Here is a 24,144-nt window from a genome sequence, read left to right on the forward strand (position 1 = left end):
ATTATGGTCGCGCTGGCTGGGTTCGTGGTTGAGCTGGTCGGTTGTCGTGGTCGCACTGGCAGGGTCGAAAAAGCGGGTGGCCGTCTCAGGCGAACAGCGCGGCCGCGGCGGCCTCGGCGGTCTCGATGACCGGCCCGAAGCCCGGCAGGAGCAGCACGGTCACGACGCCGGCGACGATGACCGCGGCGTAGAGGCCGGTCGGTACGTCGCCGACGGCGTCGAGATCGGTCGTCGGGCTCTCAAGCCACAGTGCCTTGACGACCCGGCTGTAGTAGAACAGCGACAGCGCGCTGGTGACCGCGCCGACCGCGGCGAGCCACCAGAAGCCGGCGTTGATCGCCCCGAGGAACAGCACGTACTTCGAGAGGAAGCCGCCGAACAGCGGGAGGCCGGCGAGGCTGAACATGAACACCGCCATGGCGAGACTCGCCATCGGCGCGCGCTCGGCGAGGCCGGCGTAATCCTCGAAGGTACGGCCGACGCCCCAGCGTTCGACCATCGCAATGAAGAGGAACGCGCCGGTGTTCATGAAGCCGTAGACGAACAGGTGGGCCATCGCCGCACCCATCACGGTTGCGTTTGTGGCACTCGCGCCGGCGGTGATCGCCGCCAGCCCGATCAGCGCGTAGCCCGCATGCCCGATCGAGGAGTACGCCAGCATGCGTTTGACCTCAGTTTGGGTCGCCGCCGCGAAGTTGCCGAGCACCATCGTGACGACCGCGAGCAGGCCGAACAGCAGCCCCCAGTCGATCCCGATATCGAGGGCGGGCTGGAAGCCGGTCGCAAAGACACGGAAGCCGACCGCGAAGCCGGCGGCCTTCGACGCAGAGGAGAGGAACGCCGAAACCGGCGCGGGCGCGCCCTCGTAGGCCTCGGGTGCCCAGAAGTGGAACGGCACCGACGCCGTCTTGAAGGCGACGCCGCCGGCGACCATCACGACGCCGACACCGAGCACGCCGTTGAGATCGCCGACCGAGCCGATCTGGGCGGCGACCTCTGGCAGCAGCAGCGAGCCCGTCGCCGCGTACACCAGGCTGATCCCGAAGGCCAAGACGGCCGAGGAGACCGCGCCGATGAGGAAGTATTTCAGGCCGGCCTCGACGCTGCCGCGGTTATCCTTGAGATACGCGACGAGCGCGTAGGATGGCAGCGACGCCATCTCAAGGCTGACGAAGACGGTCACAAGCGAGTTCGAGACCGCCATCAGCCCCATCGCCGTCGTCGCCAACAACAACAGCGAGTAGAACGACGCCGGGTTGGCATCGCTTTCGAAGTAGTCGTAGCTGGCGGCGATGACGAGCGTGGCGACGCTGGCGAAGATGGCCGTGAAGAACAGCCCGAGGCCATCGACGATGATCGCCCCGCTGAAGAGGCTGATCGCGCCGCCGTGGGTGGGCTGGCCCGTGCCAGCGAGTAGATACCAGATGGCGACGCCCAACGCCGACAGCGTGCCGGCGATCGAGGTCAGTGCCAGCAGCTTGTTGTCACGGCCGTCGGGCCGCAAGCTGTTGATACCGAAGACGACGAGGCCGGTGAGTGCCAGCAGGACAACCGGAAGCAGCGCGCGCACGCTGAACGCCCAGTCGGTCGCGGTACCCTGGAGAACGAGGCTCATGGCGCCCCACCTCCCAGCAACTCAAGCAGCGGAACGGTTGCATCGCGGATCATATCGAAGAACAGTGAGGGGACGACGCCAAGCACGATAATCGCCGCCAGCAGCGCGACCAGTGGGGCGACATCGTGGATCGGCGCGCGGTCGAGTTCATAGTCGGTTTCGAGGTTGAACGGGCCAAACAGCGTCCCCTGCATCGCACGCAGGAGGTAGCCGGCGACGATGACGATGCCGAACATCGCCACGGCGGTAAACACCGGCGCGTACGGCAGCACCGTCGAGCCGAAGGAGCCGACGAAGATGAAGAACTCCCCGGCGAAGCCGGCCATCAGCGGCAGGCCCATGTAGGCGAACGCGCCGGCAACGAGGATCCAGACGGCGATCGGCATCCGATCGGCCAGCCCGGACATGTCGCCGACAAGGCGGGTGTGGGTCGCGTTGTAGATGACGCCGACGGCCATGAACATCAGCCCCGAGATCAGGCCGTGGGCGATCATCTGGAACGTCGCACCACCGAGGCCGAACTCGGTGAACGCGACCAGCCCGAGGAGGACATACCCCATCGAAGAGACGGAGGAGTAGGCAACGATCCGTTTGAGATCCTCCTGAGCCAGAGCCAACATCGCGCCGTAGATCACGGAGACGACGGCGATGATAGCGATCGGCACCGCGAAGTACTGTGCCTGTTCGGGCAGCATGGTGTAGTTGAACCGCAGCAGGGCGTAGGTACCCATCTTCAGCAGGACGCCCGCCAGCATCACCGACACCGGCGTCGGGGCCTCAACGTGAGCGTCCGGCAGCCACGTGTGGACGGGCACGACCGGCACCTTCACCGCAAAGCCGATGAACATGGCCGCGAAGGCGACCAAGGCGAGGGTGTCTGCGGGCAGCCAGAAGAAGTTGCCAAGCTCGCCGGCCGCAAGCGACTGGGTGATCTCCGGCAGCCCGAAGCTGTTGACCGGCAGCCCGATCACCAACATCATGAAGCCGATGAACATCACCAGCGAGGCGATGTTGGTGTAGACGAAGAACTTGATCGCGGCGTACTTCCGGCGTGGGCCGCCCCAGATCCCGATCAGGAAGTACATCGGGACGAGCACGGCCTCCCAGAAGACAAACCAGAGGAAGAAATCCAGGGCGGTGAAGACGCCGATGAGGTTCGCCTCCATCAACAGCATCAGCCCGTAGAACTGGCTCTGTCGCTCGTCGATCGGTGTCCACGCGCTGACGATCGCCAGCGACGTGAGGAACGTCGTGAGGATGACCAGCGGCAGGCTGATCCCGTCAAGGCCGACGTACCACTGCAACTGGTAGCCGGCGACCTCCAGCCACGGCACGACCGTGTTGAACGCGATCTCGCCGCCGGTCAGCGCGTTGCCACCGGATTCGAAGGCCGACCACAGATAGAGGCTGCCGGCGATCGGCAGCAGGCTGAGGCCGAAGGCGAGTTTGGGTGCGTACTCGTCGGGGGCCGCAAAGACGAGCAGGGCCGCTGCGAACGTGACCGCCAGTAGTGCTTCAAGTATCATTAGAACCACCCTCCGATGAGGCCGAAGACAACAAGCAGTGTCGTCAGCCCCAAGGTCAACAGCAGGGCGTAGTTGCTGACGACGCCGCTTTGAATCCGTCTGATCCGCTCGCTGCTCAGCAGGCTCACCGAGGAGACGCCGTTGACAACGCCGTCGATGACACCCTGATCGAAGGTGTCGGCACCGCCGGCGACCGACTGGGTGTTGTCGGCGACCCAGACCTGGAACTCATCCTGGTAGTAGTTGTTGTACAGCAACTCCTTGAGCCCGCCGAGCTTGTCGGTGTGCTCGTCGGGATCAGCCACGTTGTACAGTACCCACGCGAGGGCGAGGCCACCGATCGCCAGCCCCAGTGAGGCAGCCGCGCCGGCGAGGACTGTCGGCACCTCGCCGCCGAAGAGGTACTGGCTGCTGTAGGGGTCAAGCTCGGCGTAGTGGTGCGACGACAGGCCCTCGATGCCGCCCCAGTGGTTGTCGAGCCAGAGATGTAGGTAATCGATCCCCTCGATGTTGAGTACCTTCTGAACCGGGACGAGGTTGATGCCGCCGGTGACGACGGCCAAGATGCCGAGTACCGACAGCGGCCCTTTGACGTTCCAGCGAACCGGGTGTGGGTCGCGGGCGAGGCTGCTCCGGGGCTCGCCGTGGAAGGTGAGGAACACCATCCGGAAGGTGTAGAACGCCGTGACGGGCACCGCGAGCAGCCCCATCACGTAGGCCCCGAGGATCAGCGGCTCGTCGAGGCCGTGAATCAGTGCCTCATACAGGATCTCGTCTTTCGACCAGAAGCCGGCAAACGGGAAGATGCCCGCGAGTGCGAGCGAGCCCGCGAGGAACGTCCAGTAGGTGACGGGCAGCTTGTCCTTGAGGCCGCCCATATCCCACATATCCTCGTTGTGGTGCATGGCGATGATAACCGAGCCAGCACCGAGGAAGAGTAGGGCCTTGAAGAACGCGTGGGTCGTCAGATGGAAGACCGCCGCAACGTAGCCACCCGAGCCGAGTGCGAGCATCATATAGCCGTACTGTGAGATCGTCGAGTACGCCAGCACCTGTTTGAGCTCGCGTTTGACGACACCCATCGTCGCCGCAAACAGCGCGGTAAAGCCACCAACGAAGGCGATGATCGCCATCGTCGTCGGCGACAGCACGTAGAAGCCGTACATTCGCGCGACGAGATAGACACCGGCGGCGACCATCGTTGCGGCGTGGATCAGCGCCGAAACCGGCGTCGGGCCTTCCATCGCGTCCGGCAGCCACGTGTGCAGCGGGAACTGCGCGGATTTCCCGATGACGCCACCGAGAATCAGGAGGCCAACGATGGTGAACCACGTCGACACCTCAAGGCCACCAGGTGTCCACACCGTCGCCTCGCCGTTGAGCGCGGCCTCGGCGAGTGCGGGGAACGATTCCGCCCCGGCGAAGGCCGCGGTGCCAAAGGTGGTAAAGACGGCGACGACGCCGACAAGGAAGAAGTAGTCACCGAACCGGGTGACCAGGAACGCCTTTTTCGCCGCCGACGGCGGGCCAGGCTCCCGGAAGTGGAAGCCGATCAGCAGGTACGAACAGAGCCCCACCAGTTCGAAGAACATGAACGCCATGAGCAGGTTGTCGGCGATGACAAAGCCGAGCATGCTGGCCGTAAAGAGGCCAAGGCCGGCGTAGTACCGCGGCAGGTCACGCTCGTCCTCGTCGTTCATATAGCCGAGACTGAAGATGTGGACGAGCATGGCGACCAAGGAGACGATGACAAGCATGAGCACCGACAGCGGATCGATCAGCGCGCCGAAGGTCAGCGTCCAGTCTTGGGCACCGGCACCGGTCGCCCACGTGTAGTAGGTTTCCTGGAAGGCCGCGCCGTTGCGCACGGAGACAAGCACCCACAGCGACAACAGCAGCGACCCCGCGGTCGCGGCGATGCCGCCGTAGGCCCCCCGTTTCGGGAGGTTCTCACGGCCGAACAGTGCGACGATAAACGAGACGAACGGCAACAGGACGATTGCCGGAACGTATGCGGATGCTGATACCATTAGTTACCACCTCATCGTTGCGGCGTTCAGCACGTCGACATCACCGAAGTTGCGGTACAGTACGAGCACGATCCCGATCCCGACGGCGACCTCGGCGGCGGCCAACGCGATCACGAACAGCGCGAACGTCTGGCCGGTGAGGTTCCCCCACTGGAAGGAAAACGCGACGAGATTGATGACCGCCGCGTTCAACATGAGCTCGGCGGACATCAGGAAGTACAGCGCGTTTCGCCGGGTGAGGATGCCGAACAGGCCGATACAGAAGATCGCCGCCGACAACACCAGATAGTATTCGGGCGGCACCATCTATCGGTCACCCCCCTCGTCGGTCGGCTCACGCTCGGCCACGTCGCCGGCGACGACCTCGCGGCCGCCGTCGGTCAACGCCGAGACGATCGAGCCCTCATCCTCGCGTTTGGCGAGGTAGATCGCGGCATCGAGGGCCACATCGAGCGCCAGCGCGATGATCAGGAACGCGGCGAGAAAGCCCTCCACGGGGATCTCGCCGAGCCCGATATCGAACAGCGCGTAGCCGATGTTGTGGACGATCGATACGTCGGCCGGGAAGCCGGTCGGATCAGGGAACGCCTCGGCGGCCCCGAGTGCCATCGTTGCCAGGACGGCAAACAGCGCGGTCACAGCCAACGCCGCGGATGCGCGATCCGAGCCGTCGGTATCGGTCATACGTTGGTCACCTCCAGGTCGGTCTCGCGTCGCGTCAGCATCACGGCAAACGTGATCAGGATGAGAACCCCGCCGACGTAGACGAGGATCTGCATCGCCGCAAGGAACTCCGCTTGCAGCAGGACGTAATGCACCGCGACGCTCAGCAAGGAGCCGCCCAACAACAGCGACGCGTGAAACACGTCGTCGACAAGGACGACACCCAAGCTGAAGCCCACCGTCAGGAGGGCGAACAGCGCGAACGCGATGGTCTCATAAACCATTACCTGTATGTCCCGATGGAATCCCTTTGAAGATTTCGAGACTGATCCGCAAATCAAACGCCCGGGCGGACAGCCTCGCGGCTCTGGGAGGGGCAACACAACGCGGTGAGACAGCGCGGTCAGCGTGGAACGGCTGGGCGACTACTGGTAGTCGACTTCGCCGTCGCCCTCGCCGATCCAAGCGTCCCGGTCGGGGTTCCGTGAGTTCAGCGGGTCGATCCCCTTGTACCACGGCACGTTTTTCAGCTGTTCTTTGTTGTAGGCGAACTCATCCTTCGTATCCGCCGTGAACTCGAAGTTCTGCGTTAGCAGGATGGCGTCGACCGGACAGACCTCCTCACAGAGCCGGCAGTAGATACACTGCCCGATGTGGAGGTTGTACTGCTCGCCGTTGCGCTGGTCGTCCATCACGATCTGAATCGTGTCGTTCGGACAGACGTTTTCGCACTGTCGACACCAGATGCAGCGTTCCTGGCTGAACTTGTGGACGCCGCGGAACCGCGGGCTGACTTCCGGTGCTGTTTCGGGGTATTCGACCGTGAAGGTCTTTCCGTCCAATGCGTGTTTCATCGTCGTCGCCATCCCTTTGAGAAGTCCGATCATGCTATCACTCCCACGATAATGGCCGTGAGCACCAGGTTAGCAAAGGAGAGCACGAGCATCCCCTTCCAACCGATCTCGATCAGCTGGTCGATACGAACGCGCGGCAACGCCGAGCGACACCACTGGGTGAACAGGAAGAACGCCCAGATCTTGATGACAAACCAGACGAAGCCCGGCAGCACCGGCCCCGCCGGCCCGCCAAGGAAGATCGTCGCCATGACCGCCCCGCCGAGGAAGACGTGGAGGAACTCCCCGAGGTAGAACAGGACGAAGTAGACCGAGGAGTACTCGGTCTGGTAGCCGGCGACGATCTCGGTCGGTGCCTCCGGAATGTCGAACGGATTCCGGCCGATCTCCGCCATGTTCGCCACGAGGAACAACACGAAGGCGAAGGGGTTGACGAAGGCGAACCACGCCGGGATCGACACGCCGCCCAAGGAAATCAGCGTCTGACTCTGAACGGCGACGATCTCGCTCATCTGGAGCGTCCCCGCGAAGACGACAACCGACATCGCGGTCACGATCAACGGGATCTCGTAGGCGATGTTTTGGGCAACCGCCCGCAGCCCACCCATCAGCGAGTACTTGTTGTTCGAGGCGTAGCCGCCCATCACCAGCGATACCGACGCTATCGACGCGAACGCGAAGACGAGCGCAAGCCCCGCCTCAGGGTCGGCAAGCTGAATGTTGAACGGGCCGAGACTCCCCATCGGGATCACCGCAAAACCGAGCATCGCCGACGCCGGGAGGATCAGCGGTGCGAGATCGTAGGAAGGGCGGTCAGCCCCATCCGGGATGATCAGCTCCTTCGAGAGCAGCCGCACCGAGTCGGCGACGATGATGAACAGGCCAAAGGGGCCGATCCGGTTGACGGCGATCCGGTCGGTGAACGCAGCCGTGATCTTTCGTTTCGCCCACGGGCCGGCAACACCGGTAAACGCCAGCATCACGTTGCCGACGATGAACGCGCCGATGAGCGCGCCGACAGCCGCGCCGAGCGCGCCCTCAAGGCCGAGGAGATCGGCGATCTGTTCCGGCAGCAAGACCTCGCTTTGTAGAGGCCCAGCCATCAGCGATCCACCTCACCAAGAACGATATCGAGGCTCCCGAGCGACGCGATCGCGTCGGGGACATACTCACCGTTGGACATCTCCGGCAGCGTCTGGAGGTTCGAGAAACACGGGCTCCGGATCTTAAACCGGCCGGGTTTTTCGGTGCCGTCCGATCGGATGTAGATCCCGAGTTCACCTTTCGCGCCCTCGACGGATTTGTAGATCTCCGTGTCGTCGTCGGGTTTGATCGTTCGCGGCACGTTCGACTGGATGTTGCGCTCGTCTTCCGGCCAGTCCTCCAAGAGGTCGATACACTGCTCGACGATCTTGGCGGATTCCTCGACCTCGCGCATCCGGACGAGCAGGCGGCTGAAGTTGTCACAGCCGTCCTCGGTGACGACATCCCAATCGAGGTTCTCGTAGTAGCCGTAGGGGTCGTCGCGGCGCACGTCGTAGTCGATGCCCGAGCCGCGGGCGACCGGGCCGGTCGCGCCGTAGCTTTTTGCGACTTCTGGGGGGAGCACACCGGTGTCGACCGTCCGCACCTGCAGGATCTCGTTGGAGGTCATCATGTCGTGGTACTCCTCCAACGCGGTCGGCAGTTCGTCGAGGAAGTCCCGTGTCTTCTCGAAGAACTCCTCGCGTGGCTCCGGGAGATCCCAGACGACGCCGCCGAGTCGGAAGTAGTTGAACATGAGCCGCTGGCCCGTGAGATCCTCCAGAATATTCTGGACTTTCTCGCGGTCGCGGATGGAGTACATGAACAGCGCGGTGAAGTCGCCGTAGATATCGAGGGCGAATGTGCCGAGCGCGAGGAAGTGTGCCGCCATCCGGCAGAGCTCCGCGCCCATCGTTCGGATGATCTGGGCGTATTCGGGCACCTCGATGTCAGCCAGTTCCTCAGCCGTCCGCGCGTAGGCCCACTCGTTGAGCAGGCCGGCCGAGATGTAGTCCCAGCGGTCGGGGTACGGCATGATCTGGTAGCGGTAGGTGCTGTTCTGACACATCTGCTCCTCACACCGATGCAGATAGCCGATGTCGGGTTCGAGATCGACGACCTGCTCGCCGTCAAGGACGGTCTTGATGTGGAGGACACCGTGGGTCGCCGGGTGGTGCGGGCCGATGTTGAGATACATCGTCTCGCTGTCGTTGTCGGCCTTCTGGTCCTCCAACAGCGGGTTTTGGTGCTCTCGCAGCGGGACGACCTGCGGCTGATCCTGATCGTAGGATTGCCCCAGCGGATGACCCTGCCACGTTTCGGGGAGGAGAATGCGGCGGAGATCGGGGTGGTCGTCGTACTCGATGCCGATAAGATCGTAGGCCTCCCGCTCGTGCCAATCGGCGGTGCGGAAGACCTCGTTGGCCGACTGGCTGACTGGGTTTTCCTTGTCGGCGGGGACGATGATGCTGACCTCCTGGGTTCGGTCGTCGTAGCTCGTCAGATGGTAGATCGACTCGTAGCGATCCTCGTACTCCTCGGCGGTCACACAGGAGAGGTGATCGAAGCCGGCCTGATCGCGGAGCCGACGCAACGCGTCGACGACGGTGTCGGGTTTGATGACGAAGCCTGGCGCGTTCAGGTGTTCTTCACGGCCGATGACGAGGTCGCCGAGCAGGTCGGCGATCTCCTCGGGGGTCTGCGCGCCGGCGTCGGCCGGGAGTTCAACGCTCACGGCGAGTCACCCCAGTTGTACCGCATGACCAGATCGTCGACATCGATCTCCTCGGCGAGCTGGTCGATGATCTCGTCGCGTTCGAGATCGCCGAACTCCTCAAGCTCGTAGGGTTTGACCGTCACCGGCGAGGACTCGCCGTTGGCGATCCGCTCTTGAAGCTTGGCGACGCCGTAGATGAGCGCCTCGGGGCGGGGTGGACAGCCCGGAACGTGGATGTCGACCGGGATGACCTCCTCGGCACCTTTGACCACGTTGTATCCCTCCTGGAAGGGGCCGCCCGAAATGGTGCAGGAGCCCATACCGATGACGAACTTCGGCTCGGGCATCTGGTCGTAGACGCGTTTCATCCGCGGGGCGAATTTGGAGACGATCGTCCCGGGGATGATGATCACGTCGGCCTGTCGGGGCGACGCGCGCGGGACACCGGCTCCGAAGCGGTCGAGGTCGTGTTTGACCGCGTAGGTGTGCATCATCTCGATGCTACAGCAGGCGATGCCGAACTGCAGCATGAACATCGAGGAGCCCCGCACCCAGTTCATGAACTTGTCGAACTTGGTGAGGATGAACGGCGAGGAGCCGAACGCCTCCCGCAGCCGGGAGTTAAACCGGTTGTCCTGGCCGGAGAGCCGTGCCTCCCGTGTGTCTGTGCCTACCTTCGAACTGTCGGTAACGAACGGTTGGTGGTTGTCGCTGCTCATGAGTTCTGTCGCTCCGTTTTTCGCGTGGCCGCCCGCAAGCTGCGCGTCCACTGTACCGCGCCGACGCGCCACGCCCAGACGAGGCCGACGACGAGGATCCCGACGAACAGCAACATCGGCAGGATGGCCTGTGAGAGGGGGACGCCCGCATCCAACGCGGATCGGTACATGACCGCCCACGGGAAGATCATCACCGTCTCGATGTCGAAGACGACGAACAGCAGCGCGACCATGTAGTACTGGATGTTGAGCTGGACGCGCCCCGAGCCGGTCGGGATCTCACCGCTCTCGTAGGTCGTTTTCTTACCGCTTTCTGGGACGGCTGGACGCAGCAACGCCGACACCACGATCATCGCAAGCGGGATCGCAATGCCGACCAACGCCAGTGCCCCGATAGCTAGCCATGACATTCGATATACTCCGTAACATACGAGCGTTTGCGCCCGGCCCTCATAAGCATTGATTTTCGACCAGCGAGCCCGGACGTTCGTGCGGTGTCGATCCCGACGGCAACGACCGCTTAGAGCTGACATCGACGACGTACCGGCAGCGACGAGCGGCAGCCGCCGGCGACAGCCACAATCAGCGATGCAAAATAACATCCTTCAAAGTATAGTACTTCGAAGTATGCTATTCTGGGATAGCATACTCCAAATAATTATGTTGGTCGCCAACAAGAGTGAACCATGGACGCGTTCGTCGACCGCGACGCCGAGTTGCGCCGGCTGACTGACTGTTATGAGTCGACAGCGGCGGAGCTCGCAGTCGTGTACGGCCGGCGGCGACTCGGCAAGACCGAACTCGTCAAACAGTCCATCGCGGATCGTGACGGGGTCGTCTTCTACCAAGCCCGAGAGAAGACGAAAGCTCTCCAACTCGATCAGTTCGCGTCGGCTGCAGCCGAAACCTACCCCGGAATCGAGCGGATTCAACAGGAGTGGGAGCCACTGCTCGGCTATCTCGCCGAGCAGGACGCGATCGTCGTCCTCGACGAGTTCCCCTATCTCATCGCCGAGGACGAAAGCCTGCCGTCGGTGCTGCAAGCGATGTTCGACCACGAGATGGCCGACTCGACAGCGACGTTTGTCCTCGTCGGCTCCTCGATCAGCATGATGGAGGAGGCCGCCCTGCTGGGCAACAGCCCGCTGTACGGTCGCGCAACGGTCACCCTCGATGTCAACCAGCTCCCGTTTTCGGCGGCGATGGAGCTACTCGGCGAGCCCGACGATCCGGCCGAGGGGATCCGATACTGGGGTGTCTTCGGCGGCACACCGTACTATCTCGAAGCGGCGACTGACGCCGACACGCTCGGCGAAGCCATCTTCGAGTCGATCCTCACACAACACGGTCGCCTCCACAACGATCCCGATTACGTGTTGCGGATGGAGCTCACCGAACCCGCTCGCTACTTCTCGATCCTCGAAGCGGTTGCCGGCGGCGCGACAACGCGAAACGAGATCGCGGGGGTGGTCGGCGTCGACACCAACCAGCTCTCGAAATACCTCGACCGACTCGAACGCCTCCGGTTGATCGAGCGACACGTCCCGATCACCGAACAGCCGGAACGCTCCCGGCGCGGTCGCTATCGGCTGCGCGATCCGCTGTTCCGGTTTTGGTTCCGCTTCGTCTACGGGAGCGGCACTCGATACGACGCCATCGGCCCCGACTCGTTTGAACAACTCATCGAGCCGGAGTTGGCCGACTTCATCAGCCCGGTGTACGAGCGGTTGTGCGGAGACGCGCTCAGAAACCTGTATCCAGAGTACACGATCACTGATGTCGGTGGGTGGTGGTATCAGGATCACGAGATCGACGTGGTCGGCTTCACGACCGGCGACACACTGCTCGTCGGAGAGTGTAAGTTTCAATCGGCACCGACCGGCTACGACGCGCTCGCAACGTTGGAATCGCACACCGACGAACTCCGGTGGACGCCGCCAGACGGCGGCAAGCGAGACTGCGAGTACGTCCTGTTCAGCCGGAGTGGCTTCGAAACCTCAGTGCGAGAGGCTGCCGACAGCCGGGATAATCTGCGGCTCGTCGACCTCGATGAACTCGTCGCTGCACTGGACTGAGCGACGGAGGTGATCAGCTTTCGCGCTCGCGGAAGCCGTCGATCCCGAGATCGTGGAGGGCTTTCGAAACCTCGCCGACACCGCCCTGCAGCGAGTCGTGGTAGTCGATCAGTGCCTGCTCGATCTCATCGTGTTCGCGCGCGATGATCTGGCCCGCGGAGAGCCCGGCGTTAAACGATTTGCCGGCGTCGACAGCTGTCAGCGGCGCGCCGGTCGGCATCCCGATGACGCTGTCGACTGATTTCTCCTGTACCGGGACGCCGATCACCGGAATCGGGTAGGCGATCGAGGCGGTCATATTCGGTAGGTCGGCGGATTTCCCGCCCGCACCGGCGATGATCACGTCGAGTCCGCGGTCGGCGGCGGTCTCGCCGTAAACAGTCATCAGTTCCGGCGTCCGGTGGGCCGAGACCACATAGCTCTCGAAGGTGAACCGGCTCTCCGGTGGGTTCTCGAAGTCGGTCTGCTCGGCGAAGCCGAGTTCGTCGAGCGCTTCGTACGCGCCGGCCATCACGTCAAGGTCGGAGTCAGATCCCATGATTATCCCCACGTCCGGTGTCGTTGCTGGGTCGCGCTGCTGGGCGGCTTCGGCTTCGAGTCTGTCCATCAACTCTTGGACTTCAGGTGCGGTCGTCATTGGCTGTGGATGCTCCCAGCGGCGGCAAGTGCGTTGCGGTTATCACTAGTCGTGTTCAAATACGACTCCGAGAGAGCCGTGTTATTGGAGAAAGCCCTCGGCTCTGTCGGCTCCCGCGGCTCGCTGCGCTCCTCGCTCACTTCGTTCGCTGTGGTGCTTGCATCGCCGGGGTTCGCCGACAGAACCTCGCCCTTTCAGTCCACCAGGATTCGGTTGCTACGTCGGCCAAAGTGTAGGGTATGATCGGTGCGTATCTGCGCACCGTAATCGCGTTACTCGCCGACAAACGTAACACCGTCGCGGAGCGATTCCGCGCGGTCGAGTAGGTCGTCGCGGTCGTCAGCATCGTCGGCGTCAGCGTCGGGATCGGTGACGGTGATATGGCCCATCTTCCGGAGCGGGCGAGCCTGCTTCTTGCCGTACCAGTGCAGGTGCGCATTCGACGATTCAAGCACACTGTCGACGTTGTGGAGCGTCGCCGCCTCGGGGTCGTCGACATCGCCGAGGATGTTGACCGAGACCGTCGGGTCGGCGAGGTCAGTCGAACCGAGCGGCCAGCCAAGGACGGCGCGCACGTGGGTTTCGAACTGTGAGGTGCGCGCGCCTTCGATCGTCCAGTGGCCGGAGTTGTGCGGCCGCGGCGCGATCTCGTTGACGAGGATCTCGCCCTCGTCGGTTTCGAAGAGTTCGATCCCGTAGACGCCGTAGCCGTCGAGGAACTCCAACACGTCGATGGCGACCTCGCGGGCGCGCTCGCGTGTCTCGTCGTCGGTTCGGGCCGGCGACACGCTGGCCCGGAGGATCTCCTCCTCGTGGATCGTCTCGGTGACAGGGTAGGTGTTGACGCCGTCGGCTCCCTTGACGCCGATCACCGAGAGCTCGCGCTCGAAGGGGACGAACGCCTCGGCCATCGTGTCGACGCCGAGCTCGTCGAGCGCGGCGGCCGCGTCGTCGGGATCCTGGACTGGCGTGTTACCGCGGCCGTCGTAGCCGCCCTCGCGGGCCTTCAGCATCACGCCGTCGAGTTCCTCGACCGCGAGTTTGAGATCCTTCTCGCCGCCGATGCCGATGAAATCCGGCACCGGGATTCCGGCGTCGGCAAGGGCCTCCTTCTGGACGAGTTTGTCCTGAATCGTCCGGAGCGTGCCTGGATCAGGATTGATCGGGATACCGTACTCGTCGGCGACCTCTTCGAGCAGATCGGGATCGGCGAGTTCGATCTCGAAGGTGAGCACGTCGCTGACGGCGGCGAGTTCACGGACGGCATCGGGATCGTCGAACTCGCCGACGATCTGGTCGCGGGCGACAAGCGAGGCCGGACACTGCGGGGTCGGGTCGAGGACGATCACCTCGACGCCGAGCGGGGCGGCAGCCTCGGCGAGCATGCGGCCGAGCTGACCGCCGCCGACGACGCCGAGCGTCGGGCCGGGGAGCGTGGTCATACGCGGGAGATTCCGACGGCGGGAGATAAGGGTTCTCACCTGTGGTGTGCCCGGCCGGATGTTTTTATCCGAAGCCGCAGCAGACCCGTCGTGACCTGGCACCGCCGGCTCCGACCCCTTGGCTGGCTCCTCGTCTGTGGCTGGCTCCTCATCGCCGCGCCAGCTGTGGGGATAGCAGACGCGACAACAGCGACAGGAGCAACAACAGACACAGCAGCGACAGCAACGACAGGAGCGACAGGCGATATCGTCGAACTCTACCCAAATCCGACAACCGAGCAAAACCGCGGCGAGTACGCGACCGTCAAGATCACCGAGCCGGGAAACTGGACGCTCACCGACGGCGAAGGGGTCGCCGACCTGCCGGACGATCGAACGGGTCGGTTCGCCGCGACACGGCACCCCGACCGAACCGCGACCTACACGAACGCGACCCCGGTCACCGCCGCCGGCAGCTTCCAACTCGCTGTCAGCGGTGAGACGCTGACCCTTCGCCGCGACGGAACAGTTGTCGACACCGTCAGCTACGAGGACGCCCCCGAAAGCCAGCAGTGGCGCGTCAGCCGCGAGCCGCGCTGGCAGCCCGCGGGCTTCGAACCGCGAGCACCCACCACCGTCACCGACGCGTCGGTCAAGGCGTTTGTCCTCCCCGACAACCCGGCGGCGCCGATCGATGCGATCGATGACGCCGACGACCGACTGTATCTCGCGGCCTACACGCTGACCGATCGGCGTGCTGTCGACGAGCTGATCGCCGCCCACGACCGCGGGGTCAGCGTGGCCGTCCTCGTTGAGGGTGGCCCGGTTGGCGGCATGACGGAGCGACAGGCGACCGTCCTCGATGAGCTGACCGCCGCCGGTGTCGACGTGCGCGTGATGACCGGTGACGCCGCTCGGTTCCGGTACCACCACCCGAAGTACGCCGTCGCCGACGACACCGCGGTCGTGCTCACCGAAAACTGGAAGCCGGCCGGCACCGGCGGGGCCGACAGCCGCGGCTGGGGGCTGACCGCCGAGTCGGCAGGGGTCGCCGACGAGCTGGCCGCGATCTTCGAACACGATACGACGTGGCAGGATACCCCGGAGTGGGAGAGCGTCCACGAGGAGATCGAGACCGTCGAAGCCGAGGCGGCGACCGGTTCATATCCACAACGCCATCCGCCGCTGTCGACGACAGCTGAGGAGCTCACCGTGCTCGCTGCTCCTGACAACGCCGAATCAGCACTGGTAGAGCGCATCAACAACACCGACGACGAGTTGCTCGTGATCCAGCCGTCGATCGGCGACCGCGACTACCGGCTGCTCCGGGCGGCGATCCGCGCGGCCGACCGCGGCGTCGAGGTGCGGATCCTGCTGAGCGGAACCTGGTACGCCGAGGAAGAGAACACAGCACTGGCGGAGACGCTCCGCGAGCGGGCGGCCGACGACAACGTCCCGCTCAACGTTCGCGTCGCCGACGAGAACAACCGGTTCGGGAAGATCCACGCCAAGGGGATCGTCGCCGACGACACCGCCGTCATCGGGAGCCTCAACTGGAACGACAACTCCGCCGAAAACAACCGCGAGGTGGCGATCGCCGTCAGCGACGACGCCGTCGCCGATTACTACCGGGAAGTCTTCACGGGCGACTGGCAAGCCAGCGGCGACGGCGGTGGGTTCAGTCTCCTCCCAAGCGGCGAGCTTCCGGCCGGGCTCGTGGTCGTCGCTGTCGCCGTGATCAGTGCCACCGCACTGCTCGCAAAGCGGTGGCTGGTCTTCGCTGAAAACTGAGGAAACAGCAGCAGTGGCGGAGCCGCGTTATTCCAGCGGAGCGGTACTCGACAGCGATTCGTCGAGGTCAGCGTCGGCCATCTTCTCGACCAGCAGATCGATCACCGACTCACGCCGTCCTTTGACAAACTTGATCGAGCCGACGACGAGGTGGCCGCCACCAGAGACACCGGAGCCGGGTAGTTCCTCGTTGAGCTCGGTCACCATCTCCGGGATATCGAGCCGGACGCCGTCGGATCGAAGGACGGCGAAATCCGGCCCGTAGCCGATCGTGATCACGGGCTCGCCGGTTTCGGTGACCTTCCGGTCGTGGAGGTTGCCGGTCGTCTTCCCCGGCGCGGGGTAGGTAAACCGGTGGGCGAAGTTGTCGAGATCGATGCGGTAGAGATGGGCCTCGGAGTCGAGTCGTTCGTGTTCGACGTGCGGCTCAAGGGCGTCGAGTTGGCGTTCCACATCGCGTTCGGCGCGCTCGGCGAGGAACTCGATGAGGCGTTCGTGGCGTTCGGAGTCGTCACAGCCCACGTCAAGCACGTCGTTGACGAGGGTTTTGCCCTCGCTGTAGCGCAGCCAGTGGGCGGCGTAATCGAGGGCCTCGCCGATGGCTTCGAGATCGTCGCGGTCGTAGCCGGCCTCGTTGGCCTGGAAGACAAACCGCGGCATCACGTCGGCTTTCGAGCGATCCGAGAGCCCGGCGACCGCCGGCACGTGTTCGACATCGTCGCTGATCGAGGGGTCGATCAGCCGGGCGAGTTCGACCGACATCATCCCGGTCGTGATCCGGTAATCCTCGCCGTAGAGATAGGGGTTGATGTGGGCGTCCAGCAGCGGGTCAACCGCCTCCGGATCAGGATGGTGGTGGTCGAGGACGACAATCGGGATGTCGTAGTGAGCGAGGTTCCGGTAGGCCGGCACGTCCTCCTCGGTCGAGCCGTTATCGAGCATGACCAGAAGCGGGAGCTTCTGGCCGTGTCGATCCTGGCCCTCAAGAGCGAAGTTGAGATCCCGCGTCACATCCTCCATCTCGTAGTAGGGTGCCTTGCTCGGCAGGCGTTTACAAAGGTGTTCGGGCGCGTCGGGATCGGCGTGTACCTCGGTGATGAAGTTCTCCAAGGCGAGCTGCAGCGGCGTCGCCCCACACATCCCGTCACCATCGGCGTGGTGTCGGATCCGGATCGGCCGGCCCTCAAGGACGGTCTGCCGCAGACGTTCGGCAAGGTCAACGAGGTCGTCGAAGATCGGCTCGAAGGCGGGCCACTCGACCAGCGGCTCGATGTCGGCCGGCGTCGCCCGCTCCGAGAGGGCGGCATCGATCGAGCCGTTTGCGTCGGCGGCCGTCTCGCCGTCGAGAATCGTCAGCGAGTCGATCTCCACCTGCCGCACGTCATCGTGAAGCTCGACCGCGCCGGTGATCCGGACGACATCGTCGATCTCGGCGTCGGGGTACGCCCGAACGCCGGCCTCCTCGAAGGCCGCGCCGCTGACGATCCCGGTGCCGTCGGCGACCTCGAAGATGGTCGGCCCGCCGGTCTGTTTGATCTGGACGAGCCGGCCCTCGATGGTGACCGTCTCGCCGGTCGCAAGCTCGTCGATCGGTGTGATATCCGGCTCGTGGTCGCGGAGCTCGGTTCGGTAGTCGTCGAACCCGGGGAGATCAAAGGCGATATCGCCGTTTTCCTTTGCGGAATCAAGGGTGACGACAAGGCGGTCGCCCACGTCGTAGGAGCGATCGAGATTTGACTCATGGATCAACCCCGAGACGTTATCCGAGATATCGACGAAGACGCCGTAGTCGACGACGCCGTTGACGACAGCGTGGTAATGTTCGCCCGATGAGACATCGGTGGTCGTGCAGTCAGGGGCGAGATCGTAGACGACGGGACGCGAATCGTCCCGAACGCCGGAATCCCCGGCGGAATCATCAGCCATATACGCCCGCTATGAGCGACCGACGTGTTAAGCTTGTTATCTCCGCTCGCCGGGGCTTTCGGAACGCTTAGATGGCCGCCGGGCCGAGAGGATGGCAATGCGGCTGTTCCGTTCGAGTGAGATCCTCGGCATCGCCCGTGAGACCTTGGAGTTCGCACTCGAAGCCAGCGAGGCGACCCACCCCAACGAGTATATGGGCCTCCTTCGGGGCGAGGACGCCCGCAAGTTCGATCTCGAACGGCGCGGCCAGGTGATCACCGACGTGTTGGTGATCCCCGGCACCAAATCCGACCCCCGGAGTGCGACGGTCAAATCCAATATGATCCCCAACGATCGCAAAGCCGTCGGCTCGGTGCACTCCCATCCGAACGGCGTGTTGCGACCGAGCGACGCGGATCTGAAAACGTTCCACAAGGGCAACGCCCACATTATCATCGGCTCACCCTATGGCTGGCGCGACTGGAAGGCCTTCGACAGCAATGGCGACCCCCGATCACTCGACGTGCTCGATGTCGACCTCCCAGAAGAGCAGTTCTTTGATTTTACACAAGCGGATATCGACGCCGAACTACGGGCTGAGGGCCGCGACCCCGGCAGCGAGGAGCCCGACCGATGACCGCGCCGACACGCGCAGTCGCCCAGGGCACCTTCGACCTCCTGCATCCGGGCCATATCCACTACCTGGAGGAGGCCGCGACCTACGCCGATGAACTCCACGTCATCGTCGCCCGGCGGGCCAACATCACCCACAAGGAGCCGCCGATCCTCTCGGATCGCCAGCGACGGGAGACGGTCGAAGCACTCGGCGTCGTCGACGAGGCCCACCGCGGCCATCCCGAGGACATCTTCGTGCCGATCGAGCGGATCGAACCCGACGTGATCGTCCTTGGTCACGACCAACACCACGATGCCGACGCCATCCGCGAGACGCTGGCCGATCGTGGCGTCGACTGCCGGATCGAACGCGCAACTGCGCGGGAACCGACCCACGACGACGAACTCCTGTCGTCGGGGGCGATCATCGATCGAATTTTAGAGCGGCGCGGCTGACAGCGACATCAGTCAGCTTTTATCGATCGCTGTCGGTCGATCCGGTATGGGATTTGGAAGCTACGATGAGTCCGAGCAGAAAGACCAGGATGTTGATACCGACGACAGCGACGGGGTCGCCGTCCACGAAAACGACCACGACGGCGAGGTCTCCTTCGAGTCGGAGGCCGACACGGACAACCTCATCGAGCAGCTCTCGGAGATTAAAGACGACACCGACGAATAGCGTCGACACCGCAACGGGATGGTTTTCCGATCGACTCGTAACAGGAATCCGACTCAGCCCGCGGAAGGATTATGCGGGCCGCCGGCAAAGCCGCGACTGTGACCGACGGCGATCCGGGGGCGGGCGAACCACCCAACGAGGCGGTTCCGCAGCGTCGGGCAGCGAAACGCGATCTCGCGCTCACACTGATCGAGCATCTCGAAGCCGACGAGCTGCCGCTGTCGGCGGTGATCGATCGGATCGAAACAGTCACCACGAGCCCGTCGCTGACCCGCGAGATCCTCGATACCGCGGAAAAGCGGGGCCTCATCGAGCGCGAGGAGGGCCGGATTCGGGTGCGGCGCGGCGGGAGTTTCGTTCGTTTCGAGCAGCAGGTCGTCGCCCGCGACGGCGAGTTCACGTGTCAGCGGTGTGGCGCGGGGCTCTCGACAGGCCATTTCATCAGCTTCGAGACCGGTGAACTCGGGCCGTTCGGCTCCGACTGTGTTCGAAAAGTTGTCGGCCGCGACGACTAAGGCGGCAAGGCAGCGTCCGTTATCGGCCGCGCCGAAGCTCCTCGATCAGCGTCTCGATCAGCTCGTTTTGGCGAGCCAGCTGCTCTTCCTGTCGGTCGATCCGCTCGGCGAGTGTGGCGACTGTCTCGGCCAGCTCACCCTCGTCGTCCGGGCCAGCGGATTCAAACGCCGACTCGGTGAACTCACCCGCCGCCGTCCCGTCGTTAGTCGCCGCGTCGACGCCGGGGGTCGACTCGGCACCGGCAGTCGGCTCGGTGTCGGTGGGGGGTGACTGGCTGTCGGTGGTAGTCGACCGGCTGTCGGCCGGCTGGCTGTCAGCCGGGGTCGACGACGCGTTCGCGCCGGCTGTGTGGGAGTCGCCACGGGTGGGCGATGGGTCGCTCCCGGTGGTCGAGGGCTCACTTCCGGTGGTCGACTGGTCGCTCCCGCCTTCCCCGAGCGACGCCGCCAGTGCCTCATCGCCGGCGGTCTCGCTTGCTGTCGAGCCCGAATCGGCATCGCTGTCCGCGTCGGCGTCGACCTCGGGTGGATCGGCACCGAGCGGATCGAGCCCCCCACCGAAGTCGAGTTGATCGGCCGACGCCTCCGCATCGCTCGGGGCGTCAGGATCGTCGTCGGCCGCCTCGGCGACCTGTTCGCGCAGCGCGTCGATGCTGTCGACATCGTGGAACGCACAGACCGCATCGACAATTGCCTCCCGGACGGCGCGGGCATCGTCGCTGGGGATCTTGAATCGATCCTGCCGGCCGTCGTGGGTGAGGACAACGGTGGTGGCGACACTCCCCTCCTCGAAGGTCACGTCGGTGAGCGACCCGTACTCGAAGGTCTCGAAGTCCTCGGTCCACACCGGCGCGCCGATATGTTTGACGACCTGCTTGCTGGTGATGATCAGCGTGATCTCGCTAAACCGGAACGTCTTCAGCACGCTTTCGCCGGGTTCGGTGACGCCGGCGGCGTTGATCACGCCGGCGAGGATCGGGAACAGCGCGTCGTCGACCCGGGAGGACGGCAGCGACAGCGTCTCGGTGCCGTCAAGGCCGTACTCCATGGTCAGCTTGGCCTTCCGGCGACCCTCCGATAGCGTCAGGCGTTCGGCCTCGTGGAGATACTCCTCGACGGCCTCGTCCGACAGCAGCCCCTCGGCACGATAGACGAGCGTCCGTGTCGGCGTGACGGCGAGGGTGTCGTCGCCGCCGAGATCGACCTCCGCGACCGCGGATTCATCCCCCAGTGCGGATGTAAGCGCGTCGGGCAGACTCATTGGTGTACGATGCCCGTGGTGGGTCATAAATCCGGCTGTCTCATCGGGTATAAAAGGTGGCCACCCATAGTGCAACAGCGGCGCGGGGCGTGTGGGCGACGGAAAAATCGCCGGCCGTGAGACGGCTGGGGGTGGGACGGTGAGACCGCAGCAGATGAGAAGGTTAAAGAACCGGATCAGGGTATATTGGGGTGCGGCCGGGTGGCTTAGCTGGACATAGCGCCGCACTCATAGGGTTACTGAGATTCGGTGCGGTACCGCCTTGGAAGCGTCCGCTCCCATGAGGCCTGCCGAGCCTCGTACCTGGGATATGCGGAGATCGTGGGTTCGGAGCCCACCCCGGCCATGATTTGATACCTGACGAGCAACAGCGAGGAGTGTTGAAAATCTGGACGGGACGGTGACGAGCCCGCTTGTGGCTCCCGTGAACGGAGTGAGCGGGAGGTCGATGCGCGCCGAGCGAGGCGTGCATCGGAAGTTCGAGCCCACCCCGGCCATCATTCTACTGGACAACACAATCGATGACCGAGACACCTCTGGGCTGCTCGGTTCGAGGAATAGATCAGATAGCCGGTGCCGTCAGACCGGTCGGTCGCTACCGCTGGTGCCGAAGAGGTAGGTACCAACAGTTAACACCACCGCAGCGGCGAGCAGAACCCCATACGTTAGTAGCCCCTCTTGCCAGATCAGACCAGGGATAAAGAGCAGTACCCCGACAACGAACAGTACGATGCCGATCCCGGATTGATTCGGTATCTCCATACTGCCCGCCACTCCGGACGCAACCGTCTTGAGCGTTCTGCTCCGTGTCGACCGACAGGATCGACGCGACGTTTCAGCTACCGGCAGCCGGTGTAATGACCGTCATCGCCCTGTCAGCGGCGGCAGGAACGAACACGTCGGTGTCGACCATCTTTTCTTCGCCGGACGCAACAGTGCCGACCGGACAGCTCCGGCTCGACAGCAACGTGTCACCGTCGTAGAACTCGATCTCCAGATCGATATCGATGGCCTCACCATCGTTGTCGATCGTGACCTCGGCCCGCCCCAGTTCGTCGTTGATGTCGACCACATCGTGTTCGACACCGCTGCTGTTGTAGAAGACCGGATCGGTGGCGGTGAAGTGATCGGCAGCATCGCCGAGATACCGGAACAGCCCCTCGCTGATCCGCTCGTAGTTGTCGTAGGCCGAGCTCTCCTCGTCAAGGATCGTTCCGATCGGGTTGAGATCAGCCCGAAGATCACTAGCGATACTCGACCGATTGCCAGGATTCGTCTTGAGCCGCTTGTACTCCGCGATAAACGGGTCGAACTGTTGGGGGAAATCGCCGTCGTAATGGGTGTGTAACGCCTGCAGTTCCGCATCAAAATTGAGCATCGGCGGGAGAGAGGCCGACACCGGCACGGATGGAACCCACGGGAGCTCGGTATCGGTCGCAGGGGCGGTCTCGTCGGGCTGTTCCGGCGTCGTATCGAAGTAGCCAAGCGAGTCGAGCAACGCAGCGAATCCGGCACTAACGACGGTGATGATAAGCACACCGGCGGTCAACAGGTGAGAAACCGGCGGCTCGACCGGGCCGAGCTGAAACAGCGCGATAAACACACAGGTGACAGCACCGATGGTCAACAGGAACGAACCGAGATTCGGATCCTCGCCGGTCAGAAACTCGATCCCGGAGAGAAACGTGGCGTCCTCGGTGGATGCTGTGCTATCGGTGGAGGGTTCTGTGCTGTCGGTAGAGGGCTCTGGTGGACTCATGTTAGTCAGTCTGTGGTGTGACGGTGGTGTTAGCGTCGATGGCACGCCGAAGTACCTGGACAAGGTGTGACACCCAGATACCGGCGGTAAACCCAAACAGGGTACCGACGGTGGTCACCCGCACCGTGTATTCGAACGGCGAGAACGCGGCAAGAATACAGAGCCCGCCGAAGATGACCATCAGTACATACTGGACGCGGGTGTCGCTGTTCGCCTGGCGTATCTCACTAAGCATGGGTACACTAGAGAAGGTCGACAGCGGGTTAAACCCACTGTGTGGATTAGCGGGCGATGTGACCGCGCGTCACTCCCGGAGTAGCTCGGGCGGCTTCCGCTCACCCGCCGGCACAGCAATATCAAGCCAGTTCTCTTCGGGCGGGAGCGGGCAGGCGAAGGTATCGCTGTAGGCACAGAAGGGGTTGTAGGCGAGATTGAAATCTAGCGTGACGGTATCCCCGTTGGTCAGCTCCTCGTCAGGTTCAGTCTCCATGTACCGACCCTGATGGTAGCTCTGTTGGCCCGTCGTCTTGTCGCGGAACGGGATGAAGATCGTGTCGGTATCCTCGCCTTCCTGCTGGTAGCCCGCGAGCTGCTGGCGTTCATCGCGGAGCTCGAACTCGAAGATGTAGGCGCGAAGATAGCGGATCGGCTGGCCCGCGGTCACGTCAAGTTCGATCGGTTCTGGGTTTCCGTAGACGCGAACCCGTGTCGGCACGCGGAACTCTGGCTTGGGCTCAAAGTACGACAGCCCCTCGAAATCGTCCCGGACTTCGGGCTGGATCGGCGACTGCGGGTGATCGGTGAAAAACTCGTCCTTGTCCGCCCGCATCTGCTTGATCTCGCTGACCCAGCGTTCATACTCCGCTTCGGCGTCGGTCGCTTCAGAATCGGTCATACACCGGATTTGGGGCGAAGCTACCTAACGGCGTTGCACCGCGGCGCGCATCGCTGTCGGCGATCGGTGGCCGACCCACAATCGAAGGGTCGTTACTGCCGGGGATCGAACCCGGGGTATGGCCGATCTCAACCCGATCGCAAAGCGGATTCACAACGTGACGCCCGACCCGGTGCGGCTGACGCTTGACGATGGCACCGAGGCCATCTTCGAGTTCGAGTGGACGGAGTTCTTCCAACAGGAGTTCCAGGCTGAGGGGAGCCGCAGCGACGATGACGCCAGCTACCGCCTGGTCTCCAGTGAGGACAACGAGGATGTGCTCGTCGGTCGCCAACGCGATGGCAACGAGGGCTGGGAGATGATCGGCGCGATCACCGCCGCCGAGGCGGCTGAGGCCGCCGACAGCGACGCCGACGCCGCAAACACCGACGAGTCCTAGCT

Annotated in this window: 26 protein-coding genes and 1 tRNA gene; 8 read left to right on the top strand and 19 right to left on the bottom strand. The window is 63.7% G+C overall.

The window, feature by feature from the left end; translation table 11 throughout:
* Positions 1–85: 85 nt before the first annotated feature.
* The 11 genes from EWF95_RS07565 to EWF95_RS07615 all read right to left on the bottom strand — a co-directional run bounded on the left by EWF95_RS07565 (position 86) and on the right by EWF95_RS07615 (position 10,557).
* Complete coding sequence (locus EWF95_RS07565) at positions 86–1,615, bottom strand: NADH-quinone oxidoreductase subunit N (RefSeq protein ID WP_142443467.1); 1,530 nt, start codon at positions 1,613–1,615, stop codon at positions 86–88.
* Complete coding sequence (locus EWF95_RS07570) at positions 1,612–3,141, bottom strand: complex I subunit 4 family protein (RefSeq protein ID WP_142443468.1); 1,530 nt, start codon at positions 3,139–3,141, stop codon at positions 1,612–1,614. Before EWF95_RS07570 ends, EWF95_RS07565 begins: the two co-directional genes overlap by 4 nt.
* A complete protein-coding gene (gene nuoL / locus EWF95_RS07575) occupies positions 3,141–5,171 on the bottom strand; it encodes an NADH-quinone oxidoreductase subunit L (protein ID WP_142443469.1) in 2,031 nt (676 codons plus the stop codon). The genes EWF95_RS07570 and nuoL overlap by 1 nt, the downstream gene beginning before the upstream one ends.
* A gap of 3 nt (positions 5,172–5,174) precedes the next feature.
* A complete protein-coding gene (gene nuoK / locus EWF95_RS07580) occupies positions 5,175–5,477 on the bottom strand; it encodes an NADH-quinone oxidoreductase subunit NuoK (RefSeq protein WP_142443470.1) in 303 nt (100 codons plus the stop codon).
* Positions 5,478–5,855 carry a hypothetical protein gene (locus EWF95_RS07585; RefSeq protein WP_142443471.1) on the bottom strand — a complete coding sequence of 126 codons (378 nt, stop codon included), beginning with the start codon at positions 5,853–5,855 and terminating at the stop codon, positions 5,478–5,480.
* Positions 5,852–6,118: an NADH-quinone oxidoreductase subunit J gene (locus tag EWF95_RS07590; RefSeq protein ID WP_021041461.1), complete on the bottom strand. Its 267-nt coding sequence runs from the start codon at positions 6,116–6,118 to the stop codon at positions 5,852–5,854. The genes EWF95_RS07585 and EWF95_RS07590 overlap by 4 nt, the downstream gene beginning before the upstream one ends.
* 141 nt (positions 6,119–6,259) lie before the next feature.
* On the bottom strand, positions 6,260–6,721 hold the full coding sequence (locus EWF95_RS07595; RefSeq protein WP_120103400.1) for a NuoI/complex I 23 kDa subunit family protein: 462 nt from the start codon (positions 6,719–6,721) through the stop codon (positions 6,260–6,262).
* A complete protein-coding gene (locus EWF95_RS07600) occupies positions 6,718–7,791 on the bottom strand; it encodes a complex I subunit 1/NuoH family protein (RefSeq protein WP_142443472.1) in 1,074 nt (357 codons plus the stop codon). The genes EWF95_RS07595 and EWF95_RS07600 overlap by 4 nt, the downstream gene beginning before the upstream one ends.
* The gene (locus EWF95_RS07605) at positions 7,791–9,446 is read right to left on the bottom strand and encodes an NADH-quinone oxidoreductase subunit D (RefSeq protein ID WP_142443473.1); all 1,656 of its coding nucleotides are present in this window, start codon (positions 9,444–9,446) and stop codon (positions 7,791–7,793) included. Before EWF95_RS07605 ends, EWF95_RS07600 begins: the two co-directional genes overlap by 1 nt.
* Positions 9,443–10,147: an NADH-quinone oxidoreductase subunit B gene (locus EWF95_RS07610; protein ID WP_142443474.1), complete on the bottom strand. Its 705-nt coding sequence runs from the start codon at positions 10,145–10,147 to the stop codon at positions 9,443–9,445. The genes EWF95_RS07605 and EWF95_RS07610 overlap by 4 nt, the downstream gene beginning before the upstream one ends.
* The gene (locus EWF95_RS07615) at positions 10,144–10,557 is read right to left on the bottom strand and encodes an NADH-quinone oxidoreductase subunit A (RefSeq protein ID WP_142443475.1); all 414 of its coding nucleotides are present in this window, start codon (positions 10,555–10,557) and stop codon (positions 10,144–10,146) included. Before EWF95_RS07615 ends, EWF95_RS07610 begins: the two co-directional genes overlap by 4 nt.
* Positions 10,558–10,833: 276 nt before the next feature.
* Here EWF95_RS07615 and EWF95_RS07620 point away from each other — a divergent pair, with 276 nt between their 5' ends.
* A complete protein-coding gene (locus tag EWF95_RS07620; protein ID WP_142443476.1) occupies positions 10,834–12,222 on the top strand; it encodes an ATP-binding protein in 1,389 nt (462 codons plus the stop codon).
* Positions 12,223–12,235: 13 nt separating this feature from the next.
* Here the strand turns inward: EWF95_RS07620 and purE are convergent, their stop codons facing one another.
* On the bottom strand, positions 12,236–12,859 hold the full coding sequence (purE, locus tag EWF95_RS07625) for a 5-(carboxyamino)imidazole ribonucleotide mutase (RefSeq protein WP_142443477.1): 624 nt from the start codon (positions 12,857–12,859) through the stop codon (positions 12,236–12,238).
* Between the two features lie 272 nt (positions 12,860–13,131).
* Positions 13,132–14,361 carry a 5-(carboxyamino)imidazole ribonucleotide synthase gene (locus tag EWF95_RS07630; RefSeq protein ID WP_142443922.1) on the bottom strand — a complete coding sequence of 410 codons (1,230 nt, stop codon included), beginning with the start codon at positions 14,359–14,361 and terminating at the stop codon, positions 13,132–13,134.
* A 30-nt stretch (positions 14,362–14,391) separates the two neighbouring features.
* On the opposite strand from EWF95_RS07630, the gene EWF95_RS07635 reads away from it, so the two are divergent.
* Positions 14,392–16,071, top strand: a complete 1,680-nt coding sequence (locus tag EWF95_RS07635; protein WP_185911735.1) for a phospholipase D-like domain-containing protein — start codon at positions 14,392–14,394, stop codon at positions 16,069–16,071.
* Positions 16,072–16,098: 27 nt separating this feature from the next.
* On the opposite strand, the gene EWF95_RS07640 is transcribed toward EWF95_RS07635, so the two are convergent.
* The gene (locus EWF95_RS07640) at positions 16,099–17,997 is read right to left on the bottom strand and encodes a DHH family phosphoesterase (protein ID WP_142443479.1); all 1,899 of its coding nucleotides are present in this window, start codon (positions 17,995–17,997) and stop codon (positions 16,099–16,101) included.
* Positions 17,998–18,094: 97 nt separating this feature from the next.
* Here EWF95_RS07640 and EWF95_RS07645 point away from each other — a divergent pair, with 97 nt between their 5' ends.
* The 4 genes from EWF95_RS07645 (at position 18,095) to EWF95_RS07660 (ending at position 19,788) form a co-directional block, all read left to right on the top strand.
* The gene (locus EWF95_RS07645) at positions 18,095–18,613 is read left to right on the top strand and encodes a Mov34/MPN/PAD-1 family protein (RefSeq protein WP_142443480.1); all 519 of its coding nucleotides are present in this window, start codon (positions 18,095–18,097) and stop codon (positions 18,611–18,613) included.
* Entirely contained in the window at positions 18,610–19,047 is a 438-nt protein-coding gene (locus EWF95_RS07650) for an adenylyltransferase/cytidyltransferase family protein (RefSeq protein ID WP_142443481.1), read from the top strand. Before EWF95_RS07645 ends, EWF95_RS07650 begins: the two co-directional genes overlap by 4 nt.
* A 46-nt stretch (positions 19,048–19,093) precedes the next feature.
* Complete coding sequence (locus tag EWF95_RS07655) at positions 19,094–19,273, top strand: DUF5786 family protein (protein ID WP_142443482.1); 180 nt, start codon at positions 19,094–19,096, stop codon at positions 19,271–19,273.
* Positions 19,274–19,371: 98 nt separating this feature from the next.
* On the top strand, positions 19,372–19,788 hold the full coding sequence (locus EWF95_RS07660) for a DUF5830 family protein (protein ID WP_281285199.1): 417 nt from the start codon (positions 19,372–19,374) through the stop codon (positions 19,786–19,788).
* Positions 19,789–19,807: 19 nt separating this feature from the next.
* On the opposite strand, the gene EWF95_RS07665 is transcribed toward EWF95_RS07660, so the two are convergent.
* A complete protein-coding gene (locus tag EWF95_RS07665; RefSeq protein ID WP_142443483.1) occupies positions 19,808–21,049 on the bottom strand; it encodes a DUF7115 domain-containing protein in 1,242 nt (413 codons plus the stop codon).
* A gap of 195 nt (positions 21,050–21,244) precedes the next feature.
* Here EWF95_RS07665 and EWF95_RS07670 point away from each other — a divergent pair.
* A tRNA-Met gene (locus EWF95_RS07670) sits at positions 21,245–21,395 on the top strand.
* Positions 21,396–21,628: 233 nt separating this feature from the next.
* Here EWF95_RS07670 and EWF95_RS07675 read toward each other — a convergent pair.
* The 4 genes from EWF95_RS07675 to EWF95_RS07690 all read right to left on the bottom strand — a co-directional run bounded on the left by EWF95_RS07675 (position 21,629) and on the right by EWF95_RS07690 (position 23,703).
* Positions 21,629–21,811, bottom strand: coding sequence for a hypothetical protein (locus EWF95_RS07675; RefSeq protein ID WP_142443484.1), 183 nt, complete (start codon positions 21,809–21,811; stop codon positions 21,629–21,631).
* 73 nt (positions 21,812–21,884) lie between these two features.
* The gene (locus EWF95_RS13685) at positions 21,885–22,808 is read right to left on the bottom strand and encodes a hypothetical protein (protein ID WP_221886630.1); all 924 of its coding nucleotides are present in this window, start codon (positions 22,806–22,808) and stop codon (positions 21,885–21,887) included.
* A 1-nt stretch (position 22,809) separates the two neighbouring features.
* Positions 22,810–23,043, bottom strand: coding sequence for a hypothetical protein (locus tag EWF95_RS07685; RefSeq protein WP_142443485.1), 234 nt, complete (start codon positions 23,041–23,043; stop codon positions 22,810–22,812).
* Between the two features lie 69 nt (positions 23,044–23,112).
* Complete coding sequence (locus EWF95_RS07690; RefSeq protein WP_142443486.1) at positions 23,113–23,703, bottom strand: DUF1684 domain-containing protein; 591 nt, start codon at positions 23,701–23,703, stop codon at positions 23,113–23,115.
* Between the two features lie 118 nt (positions 23,704–23,821).
* Here EWF95_RS07690 and EWF95_RS07695 point away from each other — a divergent pair, with 118 nt between their 5' ends.
* Positions 23,822–24,142 carry a transcriptional regulator gene (locus tag EWF95_RS07695; RefSeq protein WP_142443487.1) on the top strand — a complete coding sequence of 107 codons (321 nt, stop codon included), beginning with the start codon at positions 23,822–23,824 and terminating at the stop codon, positions 24,140–24,142.
* Positions 24,143–24,144: the final 2 nt, after the last annotated feature.

Source organism: Halonotius roseus, from assembly GCF_006861655.1.
Taxonomy (GTDB): Archaea; Halobacteriota; Halobacteria; order Halobacteriales; family Haloferacaceae; genus Halonotius; species Halonotius roseus.